The sequence below is a fragment of the Azospirillum melinis genome, assembly GCF_013340935.1.
GTDB classification, from domain to species: domain Bacteria; phylum Pseudomonadota; class Alphaproteobacteria; order Azospirillales; family Azospirillaceae; genus Azospirillum; species Azospirillum melinis.
In genome coordinates this window covers 35,724-52,999 of sequence record NZ_WHOS01000013.1, presented here as the reverse complement: position 1 = coordinate 52,999, position 17,276 = coordinate 35,724, and the positions used below count along the sequence as shown (strand labels likewise).

Annotated in this window: 15 protein-coding genes; 1 reads left to right on the top strand and 14 read right to left on the bottom strand. The window is 65.9% G+C overall.

The window, feature by feature from the left end:
* Window positions 1-31: 31 nt before the first annotated feature.
* The gene (locus GBZ48_RS12175) at window positions 32-532 is read right to left on the bottom strand and encodes an Lrp/AsnC family transcriptional regulator (protein WP_244592227.1); all 501 of its coding nucleotides are present in this window, start codon (window positions 530-532) and stop codon (window positions 32-34) included.
* 239 nt (window positions 533-771) lie between these two features.
* Here GBZ48_RS12175 and GBZ48_RS12170 point away from each other — a divergent pair, with 239 nt between their 5' ends.
* Window positions 772-1,650, top strand: a complete 879-nt coding sequence (locus GBZ48_RS12170) for an AraC family transcriptional regulator (RefSeq protein ID WP_209798333.1) — start codon at window positions 772-774, stop codon at window positions 1,648-1,650.
* Window positions 1,651-1,782: 132 nt separating this feature from the next.
* On the opposite strand, the gene GBZ48_RS12165 is transcribed toward GBZ48_RS12170, so the two are convergent.
* The 13 genes from GBZ48_RS12165 to GBZ48_RS12105 all read right to left on the bottom strand — a co-directional run bounded on the left by GBZ48_RS12165 (window position 1,783) and on the right by GBZ48_RS12105 (window position 17,182).
* A complete protein-coding gene (locus GBZ48_RS12165) occupies window positions 1,783-3,141 on the bottom strand; it encodes a spinster family MFS transporter (RefSeq protein WP_174471292.1) in 1,359 nt (452 codons plus the stop codon).
* A 111-nt stretch (window positions 3,142-3,252) separates the two neighbouring features.
* Entirely contained in the window at window positions 3,253-5,070 is a 1,818-nt protein-coding gene (locus tag GBZ48_RS12160) for a DUF1302 domain-containing protein (RefSeq protein ID WP_174471291.1), read from the bottom strand.
* Window positions 5,071-5,317: 247 nt separating this feature from the next.
* Window positions 5,318-5,815: a flavin reductase family protein gene (locus GBZ48_RS12155; RefSeq protein ID WP_343049528.1), complete on the bottom strand. Its 498-nt coding sequence runs from the start codon at window positions 5,813-5,815 to the stop codon at window positions 5,318-5,320.
* A gap of 110 nt (window positions 5,816-5,925) precedes the next feature.
* Window positions 5,926-7,053, bottom strand: coding sequence for a 3,4-dihydroxy-2-butanone-4-phosphate synthase (ribB, locus tag GBZ48_RS12150; RefSeq protein WP_174471290.1), 1,128 nt, complete (start codon window positions 7,051-7,053; stop codon window positions 5,926-5,928).
* Between the two features lie 21 nt (window positions 7,054-7,074).
* Window positions 7,075-8,985, bottom strand: a complete 1,911-nt coding sequence (locus GBZ48_RS12145; protein ID WP_174471289.1) for an AMP-dependent synthetase/ligase — start codon at window positions 8,983-8,985, stop codon at window positions 7,075-7,077.
* Between the two features lies 1 nt (window position 8,986).
* Window positions 8,987-9,775 carry an enoyl-CoA hydratase/isomerase family protein gene (locus tag GBZ48_RS12140; protein ID WP_174471288.1) on the bottom strand — a complete coding sequence of 263 codons (789 nt, stop codon included), beginning with the start codon at window positions 9,773-9,775 and terminating at the stop codon, window positions 8,987-8,989.
* 32 nt (window positions 9,776-9,807) lie between these two features.
* Complete coding sequence (locus GBZ48_RS12135) at window positions 9,808-10,947, bottom strand: LLM class flavin-dependent oxidoreductase (protein WP_174471287.1); 1,140 nt, start codon at window positions 10,945-10,947, stop codon at window positions 9,808-9,810.
* A 159-nt stretch (window positions 10,948-11,106) separates the two neighbouring features.
* A complete protein-coding gene (locus GBZ48_RS12130; RefSeq protein ID WP_174471286.1) occupies window positions 11,107-11,877 on the bottom strand; it encodes a creatininase family protein in 771 nt (256 codons plus the stop codon).
* Complete coding sequence (locus GBZ48_RS12125) at window positions 11,870-12,634, bottom strand: enoyl-CoA hydratase/isomerase family protein (protein WP_174471285.1); 765 nt, start codon at window positions 12,632-12,634, stop codon at window positions 11,870-11,872. Before GBZ48_RS12125 ends, GBZ48_RS12130 begins: the two co-directional genes overlap by 8 nt.
* 179 nt (window positions 12,635-12,813) lie before the next feature.
* Window positions 12,814-13,653: a ParB/RepB/Spo0J family partition protein gene (locus GBZ48_RS12120; protein ID WP_174471284.1), complete on the bottom strand. Its 840-nt coding sequence runs from the start codon at window positions 13,651-13,653 to the stop codon at window positions 12,814-12,816.
* A 156-nt stretch (window positions 13,654-13,809) separates the two neighbouring features.
* Window positions 13,810-15,237 (bottom strand): aldehyde dehydrogenase family protein, encoded by a 1,428-nt coding sequence (locus GBZ48_RS12115; protein WP_174471283.1) that lies wholly within the window; start codon window positions 15,235-15,237, stop codon window positions 13,810-13,812.
* Window positions 15,234-15,395, bottom strand: coding sequence for a hypothetical protein (locus GBZ48_RS12110; RefSeq protein WP_174471282.1), 162 nt, complete (start codon window positions 15,393-15,395; stop codon window positions 15,234-15,236). The genes GBZ48_RS12115 and GBZ48_RS12110 overlap by 4 nt, the downstream gene beginning before the upstream one ends.
* Window positions 15,396-15,484: 89 nt before the next feature.
* Entirely contained in the window at window positions 15,485-17,182 is a 1,698-nt protein-coding gene (locus tag GBZ48_RS12105) for a thiamine pyrophosphate-binding protein (protein ID WP_174471281.1), read from the bottom strand.
* Window positions 17,183-17,276 lie beyond the last annotated feature (94 nt).

Sequence of the window (17,276 nt, the reverse complement as noted above, 5' to 3'; positions counted from 1 at the left end):
CCTCGCCGCGACACTTTCAGGGAGGACCGTGTCAGAATCGAATGACTATGGCATGCGATGTGCTGATCGGCAGCTCGGTTTTATAGGTGATCTGCTTCAGCACCAGATTGGACCTGATGGTGGAGACGAACTCTATTTTCGACAGTTTGCTGGCGATCAGATGTTCCAGCTCCTCGACGTCGCGGACGATCACGCGCAGAAGGAAATCGCAGTCGCCCGTCATCCAGTTGCATTCCATCACCTCGGGAATCCGCTCGACGGCGTCGCGGAAATTCTCCAGTGCCGATTGCGGCTGCTTGTCGAGTTTGACCTGGATATAGGCATTGATTTCCAGCCCCATCACCTTTGGATTCAGAAGTGTGACCCGCCGGTCGATGATGCCGGTCTGCTCCAGCTTCTTCACCCGTGTGAGGCAGGGCGAGGGGGAAAGATTGATTCTGCCGGCGAGCTCGACGTTCGTGAGGTTTGCGTCCTTTTGCAGCTCGTTGAGGATCTTGATGTCCGTTCGGTCGAGCGTCAACGTGTTCATCATGATGACTCCCTGTTGTAGTCTTGACGGCCTGTCCTGCAACCGAAGCGAAGAACGGCAGGAAATTCCGCGGAACAAACCTATTTGAGTGCAGCGCGCATTCCCTTCCGCCATTCGACTGTGCATACGGCAGAGTGTATCCGAGCCCAACCAATGGCAGAATCTACGGGATTGCCATTTTATGTCGCGAAACTGTCAAACTCGGACCGAGGTCCGCTTCGAACAGCACGGAGGCCGCAACATTGCCGAAGAGTGCGCGGATTGGTGCGAAGTGGCCGGAAGCCCCGGCGGCCGGCGATGCCCTCCCGATGGCATGGGATCCCACCGGCCTGCGCATCAGCTTCACCGCTGAGGATCCTGACGAGTTTGCCCGGCCGCTGGTCTCGTTCCTTGTCCGGCGCAATGTGGATGACGACGAGCTGCCGATCCACCGGCACCGGAAAGGCCAGCTGGTGGTGGCGGCGGAAGGCTCGGTCATGTGCCGGACGCTCGACGGGCTTCGGATCGTCCCATCCAATGGAGCGGTGTGGATTCCGGGAGAGATTCCCCACAGCATTTCCATGTCGGACAAGGGCCGGTCATACTGCGTCTTCATCAATCCGGAGATTTCACCCCTGCCGGAGTCCTGCGCGACATTCTCGATCAGTCCGATGCTGCGCGAGATGATCTTTCATCTGGCCAATCTGCCGCCGCTCTATCCCCTGGAGGGTCCGACGAGCCGTCTGGTCCAGGTCATCCTGGACGAGCTTGCACAGATGAAGGCGGAGCCGCTCCACTTCCCGGTCTCCAGCCATCCCAGGATCCAGCGCATCGCCGCCCAATTGCTGGAGGCGCCGGACGACCGCAGGACCATCCGGGACTGGGCGGCAACAGTCGCCATGAGCGAGCGCACGCTGGCCCGGCTCATCCAGAAACAGACGGGAATGTCGTTCGGCCGGTGGCGCCAGCAACTCCATATCGTGATCGCCGTCCAACGGATGTCGATGGGCGCCACCGTGCAGGCGATCTCCCAGGAACTGGGATACGATTCCCCGAGCGCGTTCACCGCCATGTTCAGGAAACACATGGGGCAGCCTCCGCGCCGGTATTTGCAGGATCGGGCCGACGGCGCGACGAACTGACGACGCATCGCCCTTCTCATGCTGGCTCTCATGCCGACGGCCCTCGATCCGACTGTCGGGATCGAGGGCCGTCGGTGCTGTCGGGGACCGGCCTTACGGTCCCCGCGCGGATGGCTGCCGTTATTTACCTTGTCAGCTCACGATGTCCCGCCTGATGGTCTTTCGCGCCACCATGAAGGCCATCGCCGCCAGGACATAGACGAGCGAGGTGCTGATCAGCGCCCAGCGGATGCCGTCGCCCGACCCCATCGACCGCGCAAGCAGATCGCTGATCATGCCGACCGACAGCGGTCCAAGGCCAAGCCCGATCAGATTGGCGAAGAACAGGAAGATGGCGGTGGCCGTTGCCCGGGTGCGCGGACGCACCAGGCTTTGGACCGCCGCAAAGATGGGGCCGTAATAAACCGATTGCAGCATCATCGGCAAACCCATCAGGCAAAGTGCCGCCACGGTGTTCGAGGTGAGATAAGCCGCGAAAAGCGCAAAGGGCATGCACAGGGCCGCCGCCGCCGGAATGGTCGCGTAGGCATTCAGGCTGCCACGCGCCACCGCGCGATCCGTCGCCCGGCCGCCCAGCCAGGTGCCGGCGGCTCCGCAGATGCCGACGATCAGGCCCAGCACCGTACCGAGGAAACCGGTGGGTCCCAGCCGGATCCCGGTGAGGTCGTTCAGCCTGGCCGCCAGGACGCCCAACCCTTCGGCGTGATTGCGCAGGAAGTGGGAGCTTTGAAAGGCAAGATTGCTGTAAATCCCGAAACTCATGGCCGCCATCGCGACCGTGAGCCAGATGTAGGTGCGCTTCCCGCCGAGTTCGGCCAGCGCCTCCCTCAGGCTGGGCGTGCTTTGTGCCTGGCTGGCTGCGACGGAGGATTTCCGCGGCTCGGGCAGCGTGAAATAGGCCAGCAGCCCAAGGGCGATGCCGGGTACCCCGACCAGCGCGAAGGAGGCGCGCCAGCCGAGGCTGTCCGCGATCAGGCCGCCGACCACCATCCCGACCAGCGAACCGGCTGGAATGCCCATTGAGAAGAAGGCCAGCGCCGAGGCCCGCTTCTCCCGTGTCGTGTAATCGCTGATCAGCGACTGGGATGCCGGCGTGCAGCCCGCCTCTCCGACACCGACGCCGACCCTGGCGAGGAACAGCTGGGTGAAGTTCTGGGCCACGCCGCAGACCGCCGTGAACAGGCTCCAGGTGATCGCCGACAGTGCAACGATCCTGACCCGGTTCGCATGCTCCGCCCACCGCGCGATGGGAAGCGCCAGCGTCGCGTAGAAGATGGCGAAGGACAGTCCGGTCAGGGATCCCAGTTGCCAGTCCATGAGACCGAGTTCGCGCTTGATCGGTTCCGCCAGGATGTTGACGATCTGACGGTCGACGAAGTTCAGCATGTAGACGAGGAACAGCATGGTCAGGGCATAGCGCCGATAGTGGATCGTCATGCCCACCGGCTTCGGCTGCGGCACCGACACCGTGGTCGTTGCGTCGTCGGTCATACGGCAGTCTCCAAAAAGACCGGGCACAGGGGGGCCGGGTCGGTTTCGGTCGGAACGCGGTGTCGGGAGGTGCTGGGAATGGGTGCGGCCGGCATACGGCTCGGCATGCGGTCAGAGTTTGACGCCCGTGCTGATGAGAAACACGTCACGGTCGGCGCGCGGGTCGTAGGGGCCGGCGAGGGTCGTCTGGTAGGTCAGGTTGAAGAGATAGCTGTCCCTGACCGTGCCATCGAGGGCGAGCCGGAGGATCTGGCGCCCCTGATTGAACGCGCCGTCATAGGACGTCCCGTTGACATCGTGGGCGAAGGCGACGGACGGCTTGAGGGTCACCCCCGGCAGAATGTCCCGATAGCTCAAGCTCGCCTGAAGGCGATAGCCCCACGAGAACGGCGTCACGAAGCCCTTGGTGGTGCAGGCCTTGGGGTCGGCGCCGGCCGCGCAGACGCCGTTGTTGGGGCCGGTTCCGAAGATGTCGGACCGGCCATAGCGGCGGAAATTGGGGTCCGGCAGATCGTGGACATATTTGGCGCCGACCTCGCCGCCGAGGGTCAGGGTGCCGCCGATCACGCTGCCGATGTCGCCCGATGCGGCGAGCTGCCCCTGGGTGACGTGAAAGCGCTCGTAACCGGCGAACGGCCCGCCCCGGGGCACCAGGGCGAAATCCCGCGCCAGCACCCCGGTTTCGCTCACGGCCGCCTGCAAAAGATCGGGGGCGTTGAAGGCGAGCGGTTGGTTGAATTTATGGTCGAGTTCGCCGGCGACCCGCAGTTTCATCGCGGGAACGCTGGTGGCGAAGCTGCCGGACAGCATTCTGATGTTCTTGGGGTACTGGAAGCGATAGGCCGGGTTCAAACCGTCCGGATCTCCCGGCAGGACGATGGCGCCGCTCCGGCCGGTCCGGTCGGCCTCGACATAGCCGGTCCGGGAGTGAATGTTGGTGAAGTGGAGCGAAAACCGGGTGCCGATGTCCGGCACCAGATAGGAGCCGCCGATGCCGAACTGGCCGGCATCGCCCGCCGTCCCGTCGCTGCCGCGCTTCAGGAACCGCCCGGTCGCCAGCCCGTCGGCGGAAGACAACGCATTGGACACCATGACCTTGTCGCAACCCGGCGAGGCGTAATCGGCGGTGGCGGCGAATGTTCCGCAACCGGGCTGCGTCGATGTCGCCGACAGCAGCTGATAGAAGATTTCGAGGCTTGCGGTTGCCGAGAGGTCGAGCTTGCCCGACAGCGCCAGGAACGGCTTCGCTCCCTCCTGCGGCTGCAAGCCCGGCCGGGACAAGGCCGCGAAGTCGCGCGGATTGATGTCGCGGAGGCCGCCGGGAATTGTGAAGGCCGGTCCCCACTCGACGGTCTGCTGGCCCGCCTTGACGGAGATCGGGAGCCCGCCGGCGGAGAACTGCCCCTTGACGTAGGCATCGGCAAGGGAGATGCCGCGGAACTTGGCGCCCTGCGAAAAGCCGCGGTCGGACAAGGGACCGCCGGCATAATCGTTCGGCAGGTTGCCCAGCGCGACATGCCCCTCGGCAAGCGTGTGATCGTACCAGCCCTTCACGCGGGTGAAGACGCCCCAGCCGTCGGCATTGTTGGCTTCGAAATCGACCAGCCCCTTGGCGACGGTGGAAACCGGGTCTCCCCTGCGATAGTTCAGGTTCCCGTCGTCGGAATTGACGCCGCCCGGCGCCGCATGGTCAAGCCGGAGCCGTGCGCCGTCACCGGCGGGAACCAGCGACGGGTCGATGGGACTGGCGCGGATGGCCGTTCCAACGGTGACCACGGCCCGGATGCCCCCCGACCAGTCTCCTTCCTTGAATTCCCAGGCATGGGCCGGCCAGGAGATCGACAAGGCGGCAAGGATCGCCGCTTTCCGGCGGATGCCGAGGCTTGTCCACCACGCGGCACGGGGTGCCGACAGAATTACGTCCCCCATCTTTGCTCCCTGCGATGATTTATTGGAGTTGAGACAAGGAAGTCCTTCCCCGATCTTTCCGGACGGGCCAGGGTTTGGTCTTCCATTTTTGCTTGAAAGAACTCGGCATTGCCCCTGATGCAGGGCAATCGCATCCGGGGGTGGAGCGACAAGGCTCTCCTTCGAATATCCCTCTCCCCTTGCGGAAGACAGGATTCGCCACCGGACAAAATAAAAAATGCGACGTTAGGAACGCGGAAAATCCGTTCTATTTGTCGGATTCAAAATGTTCGATTCGGCCGAACCTGCCCGATGAGTAAATCAGCGGGACCTTGTCCTGATTGAGGGTCTGGCCGACAACGGCACCGATCATGATCGTATGGGTGGCGGCTTCCACGCTGTCCTGCAGTCTGCAATCGAAGCTGCAAACGGATTGCAGAAGGACCGGAACCCCGGTGAACCTCTCGCCCCAGTCTGCGGGGGAGAAGCGGGAGGCGCCCTTGCTGCCGTCCATCGCCGCGAAGCGTTCCGCCAGCGGGATCTGATCGGTGGACAGGACGTTCCAGGAAAAGGCGCCGGTCCGGAGAATGACGTCGTGGGCCTCGGCACTGCGGTTGATGCAGGCAAGCACCATCGGCGGATCGACGCACAGGGAAACCGCGGCGGTGACGGTCAGGCCACGCCTGTCGTCACCCTGGCCCGACGCCACGATCGACACCGACCCCACAATGGCCCGCAACGCATTTTTGAAAACGGCCGTCTCCACATGTTCCGCAACGGAAAAATCTTGTCCTGACATGGTGAACCTCACGCAAGGCGGTGGAAGGGCATGCCGCCGGCACCGCGTGGCCGTCCGGCACCTGTGTGGACGCTGCGCTACGGGGCAGGGGTGACCGGCAGCATCCGGTGCTCCACGATGTTCAGGCCATAGCCCCGCAGTGCCACCGGGACATGCTGCGAGTTGGACAGGAGGATCATGTCGTGAATGCCGAGATCCGCGAGGACCTGGGCGCCGACGCCATAATTGCGCAGTTCCGCCTTGTCGACGTACGGCTCCCCTGCCTTCACCCGAAGAAGCTGCGAGAGCGCTACATCGCGGTTGAACAGCACGATCACGCCCCTCCCTTCGGCGGCGATCTCCTGCATGGACCGGGCGACGATGTCGCCGCGGTCGCCGGTCTGGCCGAGCACGTCCGACAGGATGTCCAGCGCATGCATGCGCACCAGGGTCGGCCTCTCGTCGATCACGCCCTTCACCAGCGCAATCGCTTCCGTCCCGATTGCCTCGATGCGGAAGGTGATGGCGCTCCACTCGCCGCCCCATCGGCTGTCGAATTTCGTGGTGACGACACGCTCGACCCCATGATCGTGGCGGCGGCGGAAGGCGATCAGGTCGCGGATCGTGCCGATCTTGAGCCCGTGGCGCCGGGCGAAGGCGACGAGGTCGTCGAGGCGGGCCATCGTCCCGTCCTCCTTCATGATCTCGCAGATCACGCCCGACGGGTTGAGTCCGGCAAGGCGCGCGACATCCACCGCCGCCTCGGTGTGGCCGGCACGGACCAGCACGCCGCCGGGCCGTGCAACCAGGGGAAATATGTGGCCCGGCGAGACGATATGGTCCGGTCCCCTGGCCGCGTCGATTGCAACCGCCACCGTCCGCGCACGGTCCGCCGCGGAGATGCCGGTGGACACCCCCTCGCGCGCCTCGATGGAAACGGTGAAGGCCGTCCGGTGGCGGGTGCCGTTCTCCGCGCTCATCAATCGGAGGCCGAGCTGGTCGATCCGCTCCTTGCCGAGCGCCAGACAGATCAGGCCCCTGCCATGCGACGCCATGAAGTTGATCGCCTCGGGCGTCGCCATCTGCGCCGGGATCACCAGATCGCCCTCGTTCTCGCGATCCTCGTCATCGACGAGGATGAACATCCGGCCGTTGCGGGCCTCTTCGATGATCTCCGCCGTCGAAGACAGGAATGGATGGCGTGGGGTGCAGGGCAGCATCGTCATGATCTTCCTCCGATCACCGCATCACAGGTTGGACAGCGCCTGACGGATCAGCGAATCCTCGGAGTCGTCGTAGAGCGAATCGATCAGCGCCGCGTAACGCTCGTTCAGCACCTTGCGCCGCTTTTTCCGGGTCGCCGTCATGACGCCGTTTTCCGCCGACAGCTCTTCGGGAAGGATGCGGAACGACTTTATCTGCTCGACGGGCGCCAGCCTCTGGTTCGCCTTGGCGACCTCCCCCTCGATCAGGTGGATGACCGCTTCCGACGAACAGAAATCCGCGTAGTCGGTGATCGTTTCATTCCGCCCCTTCACCCAGTCGGTCATCGCGATGCGGTCGACCTCGATCAGCGCCACGAGGTATTTCCGCCCGTCGCCGCAAACCGCGGCTTCCGAGATGTAGGGGCTTCGCCGCAACTCGTTCTCGATCTGCGCCGGACTGATCGACTTGCCGCCGGAGGTGTTGATGATCTCCTTCTTCCGGTCGATGATCGCCAGCTGGCCATCGGGCCGGACCTCGACGATGTCGCCGGTGTGGAGCCATCCGTCGCGCAGTGCCTCCAGCGTGTCGTCGGGCTTGTTCAGGTAGCCCGTGAACAGGCCGGGTCCCGTCACCAGCATTTCGCCGTCGCCGGCGATCCTCGTCTTCCAGCGCGGATCGGCAATCGGAACGCCGATGGTGCCGGGCTTCGACCAGTCCCGTATCTGTCCGGTGTTCGCTCCGACCAGTTCGGTCTGCCCGTAGACCTCCTTGAGGTTCACCCCCCAGGTCTGCCACAGCTTCACGACGTCCGGCGGCATCGGCGCGGAGGCGGTGTAGGGATATCTCAGCTGATCGAGCCCGATCTCCGCCAGGAGCGGCAGGAAGACCCGGTCGCGGCAGGTTGCGAAAAGCGCCTGGAGAAAGGGATCGTCCGGGCCGTCCGCCTGCCGGTCCGCCAGCGCCTTCTGGGCGATGGACATCGCGAAGCGGTAGGATTTCCTGCCGACCGTGGCCGACGCATTGATCCTGCTGATCAGTTCGGCGGCATAGCGTTGATAGAAGCGCGGCGGCGCCATCCAATAGGTCGGCCTCACGTCGCGGATCGTCGTCGCGAAATCCGCTCCGGTCTCGCCGAAATAGGGCGTGACCTCGCTGATGAGAGGAAGAACGATGCCCTGCCCGAGCCCGACGACATGGGAGAGGGGGAGATGGACGACCACCCGCTGGGGTTCGCGGAAAAGCGCCGGGCAAAAGCCCCGGATGGTCATCAGCCCCTCGATCAGCGACCGGTGGGTGAGGATCGCGCCCTTGGGATTGCCGGTCGTGCCGGAGGTGTAGACGATGCTGGCATTGTCTTCCGCCCGCGCCTTGCCGGCCTGCTCGTCGAGCAGCGACGAACAATCGGACGACGGCGAGGCGGAAAACCGCGGCAGCGAGACGACATTCTTCGATGACGGAACCGCCGGATCGAAGACCACGATCTTCTTCAAGGTCTCCGCCTGCCGGCTGCGAAGAAGGACGGCGAGTTCCTTCTCTCCGGCGACGAAGGCGAATTTGCTTCCCGAGTCCTCCAGGAAATACTCCACCTCCTCCGTCGAAGAGGTGAAATAGATCCCGACCGCCACGCCGCCGGCACAGACCGTCGCCATGTAGGCGATCACCCAGTCCTGCGAGATGTCGCCCATGATGGCGACGTGGTCCCCCCTCTCCAGACCATGATCGAGGAGGGCACGCGAAAGCGCCGCAACGTCCCTGGCGAATTCACCCCAGGTCGTGGCGTGCCACGTGCCGGCACGCTTCTGGAAGAACGCCACGGCCTCGCCCCTGCCGTCCCGGCGGTCGCGCAGCAGCGACGGCAGCGTCGCGTCCTCATGCGCCGCCGGTGGAGGGTCGATGGCGGATGCGGCAGTTGAGGGCAGGACGGGCGGTACAAAGGATTGTGGCCCGCCCATCTCAATTGCCGCCTTCTGCAAAGCGTTTGCGCTTCTCGCGGAAGGCGGCGACGGCCTCCTTGCGCTCCGGGCTGTGGAAGGTGAGCATCTCGTGCGCCATGGCCGTGTCGAGATTAAGGTGCATCTGCTCCTTGATCAGCTTGTTGACGGCGTATTTGGTCCAGACGATGGCGTCGCGGGGGCCGGATGCCAGCATCTCGGCGTAGCGGACCGCATGCCCGACGACGGTTCCTTCCGGCACGACCCTGTTGATCATGCCGGCCGCTGCCGCCTCCTCCGCCGAAATGAAGTCGCCGGTCATCAGATAATGCTTTGCCCGCACCGGCCCCAGAAGCAGCGGCCAGATCACCGCACCGCCGTCTCCGGCGACGACGCCGGCCGTCACATGCGTGTCGGCGAAGCGGGCAGCGGGCTCGGCGAAGACGACATCGCAGAACAGGGCGAGCGTGGCGCCCAGCCCGACGGCGACGCCGTTGACCGCGGCGATCAGCGGGCATTCCAGCTCGAGCATGTTGCGGATGAGATGGCGCCCGGAACGGGTGGGTGAAATCGGCCCAAGAGTGTCATCGAGCGCATTCTGATCGCCGCCGGAGCAGAAACCGCGACCCGCACCGGTCAGGACGACGGCCTTGACCGCCCGGTCGTTGTCGAGGTCCGCGAACAGCTCTTCGAGCGCGGAATGCATCGGCCAGTCGATGGCGTTGAGGATTTCCGGCCGGTTCAGCGTGACGATGGCCACGCCGCTCGCGCGTTTCTCGACGAGCAGGCCCCTATAGGTCTTGTCGGTCATATGAGACTCTCTTCAGATCGGTCGAGAGGGGATCAGGCCGAGGCTTTCACCGTCCGCATCCTGCGGATCTGGTCGAGGATCTCGTCGGTCGGACGCACCACATTGTTGCGGTCGTTGAAATGCGGGATGACGTAGCGTCCGACCAGTTCGATGGCCTTCATGATCTCGGCGTGCGAAACAGAGTCGATGTGGAACAGGATTTCTTCGGCGCCGGTCTCGATGAAGCGTTCCAACTGGCGGATGACCGTATCCGGGCTGCCGCAAACCAGACTGGCGGAGTCGTTCAGGAGATAATCCCAGTCGGTGGCCGCGCGCTGGAGCGCTTCCAGCCCTTCCCCCATGTAGGCATAATCGTCGGCGATCTTCGCCAGCCGCGGATAGGCATCGGTCGAGATGCGGGCGTACTGCATCAGCGGCTCGGCATAGATGTCCTTCGCCGCCTGATCGGTTTCGGCGATCCCGAGGAACACCGGCATGCCGAGACGCGGACGGTCGAGCGGGCCGTTCGGATCCTGCTGCCAGTTCGACCGGTAGGCTTCGACCATCTTCGCCTGGGCGTCCCAGCCCTGGTACAGCGTGTGGCTGAGGACGGCGAGCCCCTGACGGGCCGCCCAGACATGGCTGCGCTCGCTGGTCGCCGCGATGCCCATCAGCGGATAGGGCTTCTGGACCGGCTTCGGCACCAGCATGCGCGGTGGAACCTGGTAATGCTTGCCCTCGAAGGTGAAGATGTCCTTGCTGAAGGCTTCGCGGATCAGCGCAATCCCCTCTTCCATCTGCTCAAGCGTTTCCGCGGGCTCCACATTGAAGGCGCGCATGGCGATGGTGGTATTCGCGCGGCCGCAATACAGCTCCATGCGGCCGTTGGACAGGATGTCGGTGACGGCGGCACGTTCCGCCGTGCGCAGCGCGTGGTTGATCTTCTTGGGCATCAGCGAAACCGCCGGCCTCAGCCGGATGCGGGACGTGACCGCCGCGAGGTAGCCATACACGACTTCTGGAGCCGAGCTGGAGATCCCGCCCAAGGCGACATGCTGTTCGGACAGGCTGACGATGTCGAACCCCATCTTCTCAGCAAACACCGCCTCTTCGACAAGCTCATGAAGCCGGCGCGAATAGCTTTGTCCGACCAGAGTTTCCTGCTCGGACCAGAAGCCGAACTTGACTGCCATTTGGATGCCCTCTCGGGTTTGTTTGGGATACCTCTTCGGTGATTGAAAGCTTGTCATGAAGCCGCCGGCAGAACCTGCCGAAGATCCGCTATGCGGACTGCGCGTTCAGAACATTATTTTGTGTAGGAACGACCGGTCGGATCGTGGGGCCGTACGCCGTCAAACCGGCTCGTCCCGGGAAAAGCTCTCGACGAGAAGCGAGGCGATGCGCTCGATGCAATGGCTGCCGATGGCCGCCGAGGAACCGGTGGGGTCGCCGAGAATGCCGTTGGCGCTGACCGCCGCAAGCCCGTCGCGCCACATCAGCTCCAGATCGCCTTGCGAAAGCAGCCCCAGCCTTCCGGCCTCGTAGCGCTCCGTGCGCACCCGGCCGGGGTGGATGTCGAGCATCAGCGAAGTTTCGGCGATATCGGCATGGCCGCCGACCCTGATCGCCTCGCCGCCCGCCTCACTCACCGCATCGCGCCAGCATTCCAGCCACGCCTTCGCATCGGTGAAGGCAAAGACGCGGCAGGAGGCGGGCACGGCCGCCCGCAAGCGCGGCAGCATCTTGGCCAATGGCGGAGAATTGCCGACATGGGCGGAGAAGATCAGAATGCGTTCGAACCCGTGCCTCGCCAGGCTGGTGCAGTAGTCCCGGCAGATCATTTCGAAAGTGCTGTCCTGCAACGAGATCGTGCCGGGAAATGCCAGATGGTGGGACGAACAGCCGACCCTGATGGTCGGCGCCACCAGCGCGCGTCCCACGCCCTTCGCCACCAGGATGCCGAGATGGTCCGCATGGTCGGCATCGACGCTGAGGGACAGATGCGGTCCGTGCTGCTCCACCGCCCCGCAGGGGATGACGATGGTCCGGGTGCCGCCCGCAATGGCAAGAGCGACCTCGGGCGAGGTCATGAACTCAAGCCGGAGATGATCGCCGTCAGCCATGCTGCTGCCCCGTTTTGCGCTGGAGGAACCGGTCACGCGCCGCGGCCGTCTCGCCGCGGCTCAGATACTCCTGCATGTCGCCGAGCGTGCGCGCTTCCAGCTCCCCGTCGGTCATCCGCGGCGCATCGGCGAAGGTCCGCTTGATCGCCGAGAACAGGTGCCTGTCCTTCAGGCGAAGCGTCTCGGCGGCGGCACGGGTCCGGTCCTGCAAATCGCTGAAACCGACGACGTCATCGACGAGGCCCATCGCCTTCGCCTCCTGCGCCGAAACGAGGTTCCCGGAATAGAGGAGACGCTCGGCAGCCCGGCGCCCGAGGCGGTCCATCGCCTGCCGCATGCCCTTCGCGGCGGGAAGCAGCCCATGATTGATTTCGGGAAAGCCGAACTTGGCCCCCTCGCTCGCCACGACATGGTCCGCGAACAGAACCAGTTCCAGCGCCCCGCCCACGGCATAGCCGTTGACGGCGCACATCAGCGGGCAGCGGTAGCCTTCGAGCGCGACGAGCAGCCGGTGGAAGGCGCGCATGCGCGGGACCGCGGTGTCCGCCCTGGCGGCGATTTCGCGAATGTCGCCGCCGGCACTGAAGAAGCGCTCGCCGGCGCCGGTCAATATCACGGCCGGCGCGTCGGCCTCTTCGCCGAACCGGGCGATATCGTCCGCCAGTGCCTGGATCAGGTCGAAGGAGAGCGCATTGGCGGGCGGCCTGTCCATGGTCAGCCGGACCAGCGTCGTGGATAAACGATCCATCCTCAGCATCTTGCATCCTTTCAGATCGTGCAGGAGTGCCGGCCGAGGTTAGCGCGTGCCCCTCGAAGGGTTCTTCCGAAGACTGCCCGCGGGCACGCCCGTGAAAGGATGTTCTGGCGTGACCTGAGTGTTTGACGGCCGAAGATGCCGCGCTCCTTGGCGCCGCCGAAGACCGACGGCCATTCCCTTCACCGGGCATCCGCGGCGGCCACGACACCTCCCGCCTGGAGACGGCCAATGGGAAAGCCGCGGGCCTCATCCGCGCTCCCGCCCCCGCCTCCGGCGCCGAGCAGCAAGTCGATCCTGTCGCGCAGGGCCAGCAGCGCCGACCGGTCCTTCTCCGCCAGATCCGCCGCCGTGTCGATCCGGTCCAGCTGGCGGGCGCAGCGCCGCACCGCCGACAAAGCGCGCGGGACTGCCGGCAGCGCCTCGCGCCGCATCCGCCGTGCCTGCCGCACGGTGAGCGCTCCGCCCGCCGCCTGCCGCCACAGCTCCGCCTGCGCCGACACGTCGCGCACCCGCGCGATCTCCACCAGCAGCGAGCGCGACACCACCCGCCGCACCTGCGGGTATTCCATTTTGATCCAGTCCGGCAGCCGGTTCAGGCCCAGCATGTCGCCGATCCAGCTTGTGCTGCGTCCGACCAGCCGGGCCAGCGCTTCGCGTCCCCAGCCCCGCTCCACCAGCCGCTGGAGCGCTTCGGCCAGTTCCAGCGCGTCCAGCCCCTGGCGCTGCATGTTCTCCACCAGCGACAGCACCGCGGCGCCTTCGTTGGTCACCGGCACCGCCGGCACGCCGGCCCGGCCCAGCGCCTGCATCGCACGCAGCCGCCTTGCGCCGGCCAGCAGCTCGTACCGTCCATTCCCCAGCGGACGGACCATGATGGGCTGCAACAGCCCGACCTCTTCGATGGATCGGGCGAGCGAATCCAGCCCGTCGTCGTCGATGCGGCGGCGGGCATGGCTGTCGGGCACGGCGATGGCGGCGACGGCAATGCAGGCGGCGTCACCCATGGCGGCAAGGCTCATGGCACACGAACTCCCAGGGCGCGGGGGAATTTGCGGGCGCAGCTGGCCCGCGGGCGACGACGACAGTGCCGATTCGCAGGCATATTGTCAATATAAAGGAAATAAATCCTTTAAACTCCCCGACCTAAATGCCGAGGCCGTACACCCGCTGCGTCTTCACCCGGCCCGCACATAGGCGGTCTTGACGGAGGTGTAGAACTCCACCGCATAACGCCCCTGTTCGCGCGGGCCATAGCTGGAGCCCTTGCGTCCGCCGAACGGAACATGGAAGTCCAGGCCGGCGGTCGGCAGATTGACCATGACCAGCCCCGCCGCGGAGTTGGCGCGGAAATGGGTCGCGTGTTTCAGCGAACTGGTGCAGATGCCCGACGACAGGCCGAAGGGGGTATCGTTCGCCACGCTGAGCGCCTCGTCGTAATCCCTCACGCGGATGACGCCGGCGACCGGCCCGAACACTTCCTCTCGGTTGATGCGCATGGCGTTTGTGGTTTCGGTGAACAGGCATGGCGAAAGATAGAAGCCGGGCGTTTCCCTGGTCAGCCGCTGCCCGCCGCACCGCCGCCGCGCGCCCTCCTGCTCGGCAATGGCGATGTAGGACAGATCCTGCTCCAGCTGCCGGCTGTCCACCACCGGTCCGATCTCGGTTCCCGGTTTCAGCGCATGGCCGACCGCGAGCCGTTCCAGCCGTTCCGTCACCGCGGCGACGAAACGGTCATGGATGCCTTCGGTGACGACAAGGCGCGACGAGGCGGTGCAGCGCTGACCGGTCTGGAGGAAGGATCCGTTCACCGCGGCATCGACGGCAATGTCGAGGTCGGCGTCGTCCAGCACGACCATCGGGTTCTTGCCGCCCATCTCAAGCTGGCATCGGATCATGCGGCCGACCGCCCGCTGCGCCACCCGGCGTCCGGTGGCGACCGAGCCGGTGAAGGTCACGGCATCCACCCCGTCGACCAGGGCGTCCCCGATCAGCGACCCCGGCCCCATGACGAGATTGAACACGCCGGCCGGCACGCCGGCGCGCGTGACGATCTCGGCCAGCGCCCAGGCCGATCCGGGAACGAGTTCGGCGGGCTTGAAAACCACGCAGTTGCCGTAGGCGAGCGCCGGGGCGATCTTCCAGGCCGGGATGGCCATCGGGAAGTTCCACGGCGTGATGATGCCGATGACGCCTACGGGCTCGCGCAGGATGTCGACCTCGACCCCGGGGCGCGTGGACGCGACCTTCTCGCCGGGGATGCGCAGGGCCTCGCCGGCAAAGAACTTGAAGACCTGGGCGGCGCGGACCACTTCGGCGATGCCGTCCGCCAGGATCTTCCCTTCCTCCCGCGACAGCAGGGTTCCAAGCTCCTCCCTGCGTGCGAGCAGCTCGCTGCCGACGGCATCGAGGATATCGGCGCGCTGCTGGGGTGTGCTGCGCGCCCAGGCCGGAAAGGCGGCCCTTGCGGCCTGGGCCGCCTCCGCGACCATGCCGCCGTCGGCAACGGCATAGCTGCCGACGATGTCGGTGGTGTCGGACGGATTGACGTTGTCGAGTCCGTCGCCGCCGGCCATCCAGCGGCCGGCGATGTGGTTGTGTTTCATGGCTGCGTCTCCTGAGCGGCGCCCTGGGAGCATCCGGCATCCGACGTGGCGCTGTCGGACATCAGCAGGAAGGCGGAGACGGTCCCCATGCCGTCCACCAGCGGCAGCCTGTCCGCGGGAAGGTCGGTGAGCGCGAGGCAATCGTCGAAGGTCAGCATGTCGTGAGGTTCCTGGTCCGCAGGTGGGCGGGACAACTCCGGTTTGTCGGGCCTGATTCATCGGGCCGGTTTTCCGTGCCGGCCGGCGGTCAGGCGCCGCGGGCCCGGTCCGCCTGTTCGCGCAGGCTCGTCACCGTGTGCGTCGGGCTGATGGCTTCCGGATCGATGACCAGTTCCAGCAGGGCGAGGCGTCCTGCCGCCATGGCGCGCTCGAAGGCCGGCATGAACTCCCCGGTCCGGGTGATGCGTTCGGCATGGGCGCCGAAGCTCTGCGCCAGGGTGACGAAGTCGGGATTCTTCAGCTCGGTGCCGCTGACGCGCCGGGGGTATTCGCGCTCCTGGTGCATGCGGATGGTGCCGAACATGCCGTTGTTGACCAGTACCACCACGATTGCCGCCTCGTACTGGGCGGCGGTCGCGAGTTCCTGCACGCTCATCATGAAGCAGCCGTCGCCGGCGAAGGCCACCACCGGCCGCTCCGGATGCAGCAGCTTCGCCGCGATTGCCGCCGGAATGCCATAGCCCATCGAACCGGAGGTCGGCGCCAGCATGGTGCGGAACCGGCGGTAGCGGTGGAATCGGTTCGGCCAGATGGCGAAATTACCGGCACCGTTGGTGACGATGGTGTCCGGCGGCAGGGTCTCGCGCAGCCAGCCCATGATCTCGCCCATCTGCAGCGGGCCGGGGATGGACGGCGGGTCGGTCCAGGCGAGATAGGCGTCGTGGATGGCTTTGGTGCGTTCCCGGAGCCGTTCCGGGTTCCGGCGGGAGGCCGGCGGTGCCAGCGCGGCGAGCGCCCTGGCGGTCGTGCGCATGCCGGCATTGATGGCGAGCGCCGGCTGGTAGACGCGGCCCAGCTCCTCGACCCCGGCATGGACATGCACCAGGGTCTGGCGCGGACACGGGATGTCGAGCAGCGTGTAGCCGCCGGTCGTCGCTTCTCCCAGCCGCGGACCGACGACGAGCAGCAGGTCGGCCTCCTGGACGGTCCTGGCCAGGGCGGGGTTGACGCCGAGGCCGAGATCGCCGGCATAGTTGGGATGGGCGTTGTCGAACAGATCCTGCGAGCGGAAGGACACGCCGACCGGCAGGTCCCACGCTTCGGCGAAGCGGCGGATGTCGTCGCAGGCCTCCGCAGTCCAGCCGCCGCCGCCAACCAGCAGGAGCGGCCTTTCGGCAGCAGCCAGCAGCCGCTCCAGCTCCGCCAGATCCTCCGGCCGCAGGCCGGGCTCGACCGGGCGGTAGGGTGCGACCGGGCGGGGGGCCGCCCGTTCGACCAGCATATCCTCAGGAAGGGCGAGCACCACCGGTCCCGGACGGCCGGATGTCGCCGTGTAGAAGGCGCGGCCGACCATCTCGGGGATGCGGCCGGCCTCGTCGATCTGCGCCACCCATTTGCTGAGCGGGCCGTACATGCGGCGGTAATCGACCTCCTGGAAGGCCTCGCGCTCCTGCGCGCTCCGTTCGATCTGGCCGATGAAGAGGATCATCGGCGTGGAATCCTGGTGCGCGATGTGGACGCCGTGGCTGGCGTTGGTGGCGCCCGGCCCACGGGTGACGAAGCAGATGCCGGGGCGGCCGGTGCATTTGCCGTAGGCCTCGGCCATCATCGCCGCTCCGCCCTCGTGCCGGCAGATGGTGACCGCGATCTCCGGGGCATCGACCAGCGCGTCGAGCACGGCGAGGTAGCTTTCGCCCGGCACGCAGAAAACCCGGTCGACCCCGTTCAGGCGCAGCATGTCGACCAGAAGGCGCCCACCGGTGGCCGGGGCGGATCCGTTGTTCATCGAGATCATCCTTTCCAGTGCGTCGGCAAGGCGGCGGTCCGTCGCCCTGCCTTGCGGACGCACGACTCCCGTCGCTCCGGCGGTCGGCCGAAGC

Excerpts from the sequence above, each read along its gene's own strand:
- GBZ48_RS12125 (WP_174471285.1), bottom strand. The coding sequence starts at position 12,634 with ATGCTGAGGATGGATCGTTTATCCACGACGCTGGTCCGGCTGACCATG.
- GBZ48_RS12175 (WP_244592227.1), bottom strand. The coding sequence starts at position 532 with ATGATGAACACGTTGACGCTCGACCGAACGGACATCAAGATCCTCAAC.
- GBZ48_RS12160 (WP_174471291.1), bottom strand. The coding sequence starts at position 5,070 with ATGGGGGACGTAATTCTGTCGGCACCCCGTGCCGCGTGGTGGACAAGC.
- GBZ48_RS12145 (WP_174471289.1), bottom strand. The coding sequence starts at position 8,985 with ATGGGCGGGCCACAATCCTTTGTACCGCCCGTCCTGCCCTCAACTGCC.
- GBZ48_RS12130 (WP_174471286.1), bottom strand. The coding sequence starts at position 11,877 with ATGGCTGACGGCGATCATCTCCGGCTTGAGTTCATGACCTCGCCCGAG.
- GBZ48_RS12140 (WP_174471288.1), bottom strand. The coding sequence starts at position 9,775 with ATGACCGACAAGACCTATAGGGGCCTGCTCGTCGAGAAACGCGCGAGC.
- GBZ48_RS12135 (WP_174471287.1), bottom strand. The coding sequence starts at position 10,947 with ATGGCAGTCAAGTTCGGCTTCTGGTCCGAGCAGGAAACTCTGGTCGGA.
- GBZ48_RS12105 (WP_174471281.1), bottom strand. The coding sequence starts at position 17,182 with ATGAACAACGGATCCGCCCCGGCCACCGGTGGGCGCCTTCTGGTCGAC.
- GBZ48_RS12110 (WP_174471282.1), bottom strand. The coding sequence starts at position 15,395 with ATGCTGACCTTCGACGATTGCCTCGCGCTCACCGACCTTCCCGCGGAC.
- GBZ48_RS12115 (WP_174471283.1), bottom strand. The coding sequence starts at position 15,237 with ATGAAACACAACCACATCGCCGGCCGCTGGATGGCCGGCGGCGACGGA.
- GBZ48_RS12165 (WP_174471292.1), bottom strand. The coding sequence starts at position 3,141 with ATGACCGACGACGCAACGACCACGGTGTCGGTGCCGCAGCCGAAGCCG.
- GBZ48_RS12120 (WP_174471284.1), bottom strand. The coding sequence starts at position 13,653 with ATGAGCCTTGCCGCCATGGGTGACGCCGCCTGCATTGCCGTCGCCGCC.
- ribB (WP_174471290.1), bottom strand. The coding sequence starts at position 7,053 with ATGACGATGCTGCCCTGCACCCCACGCCATCCATTCCTGTCTTCGACG.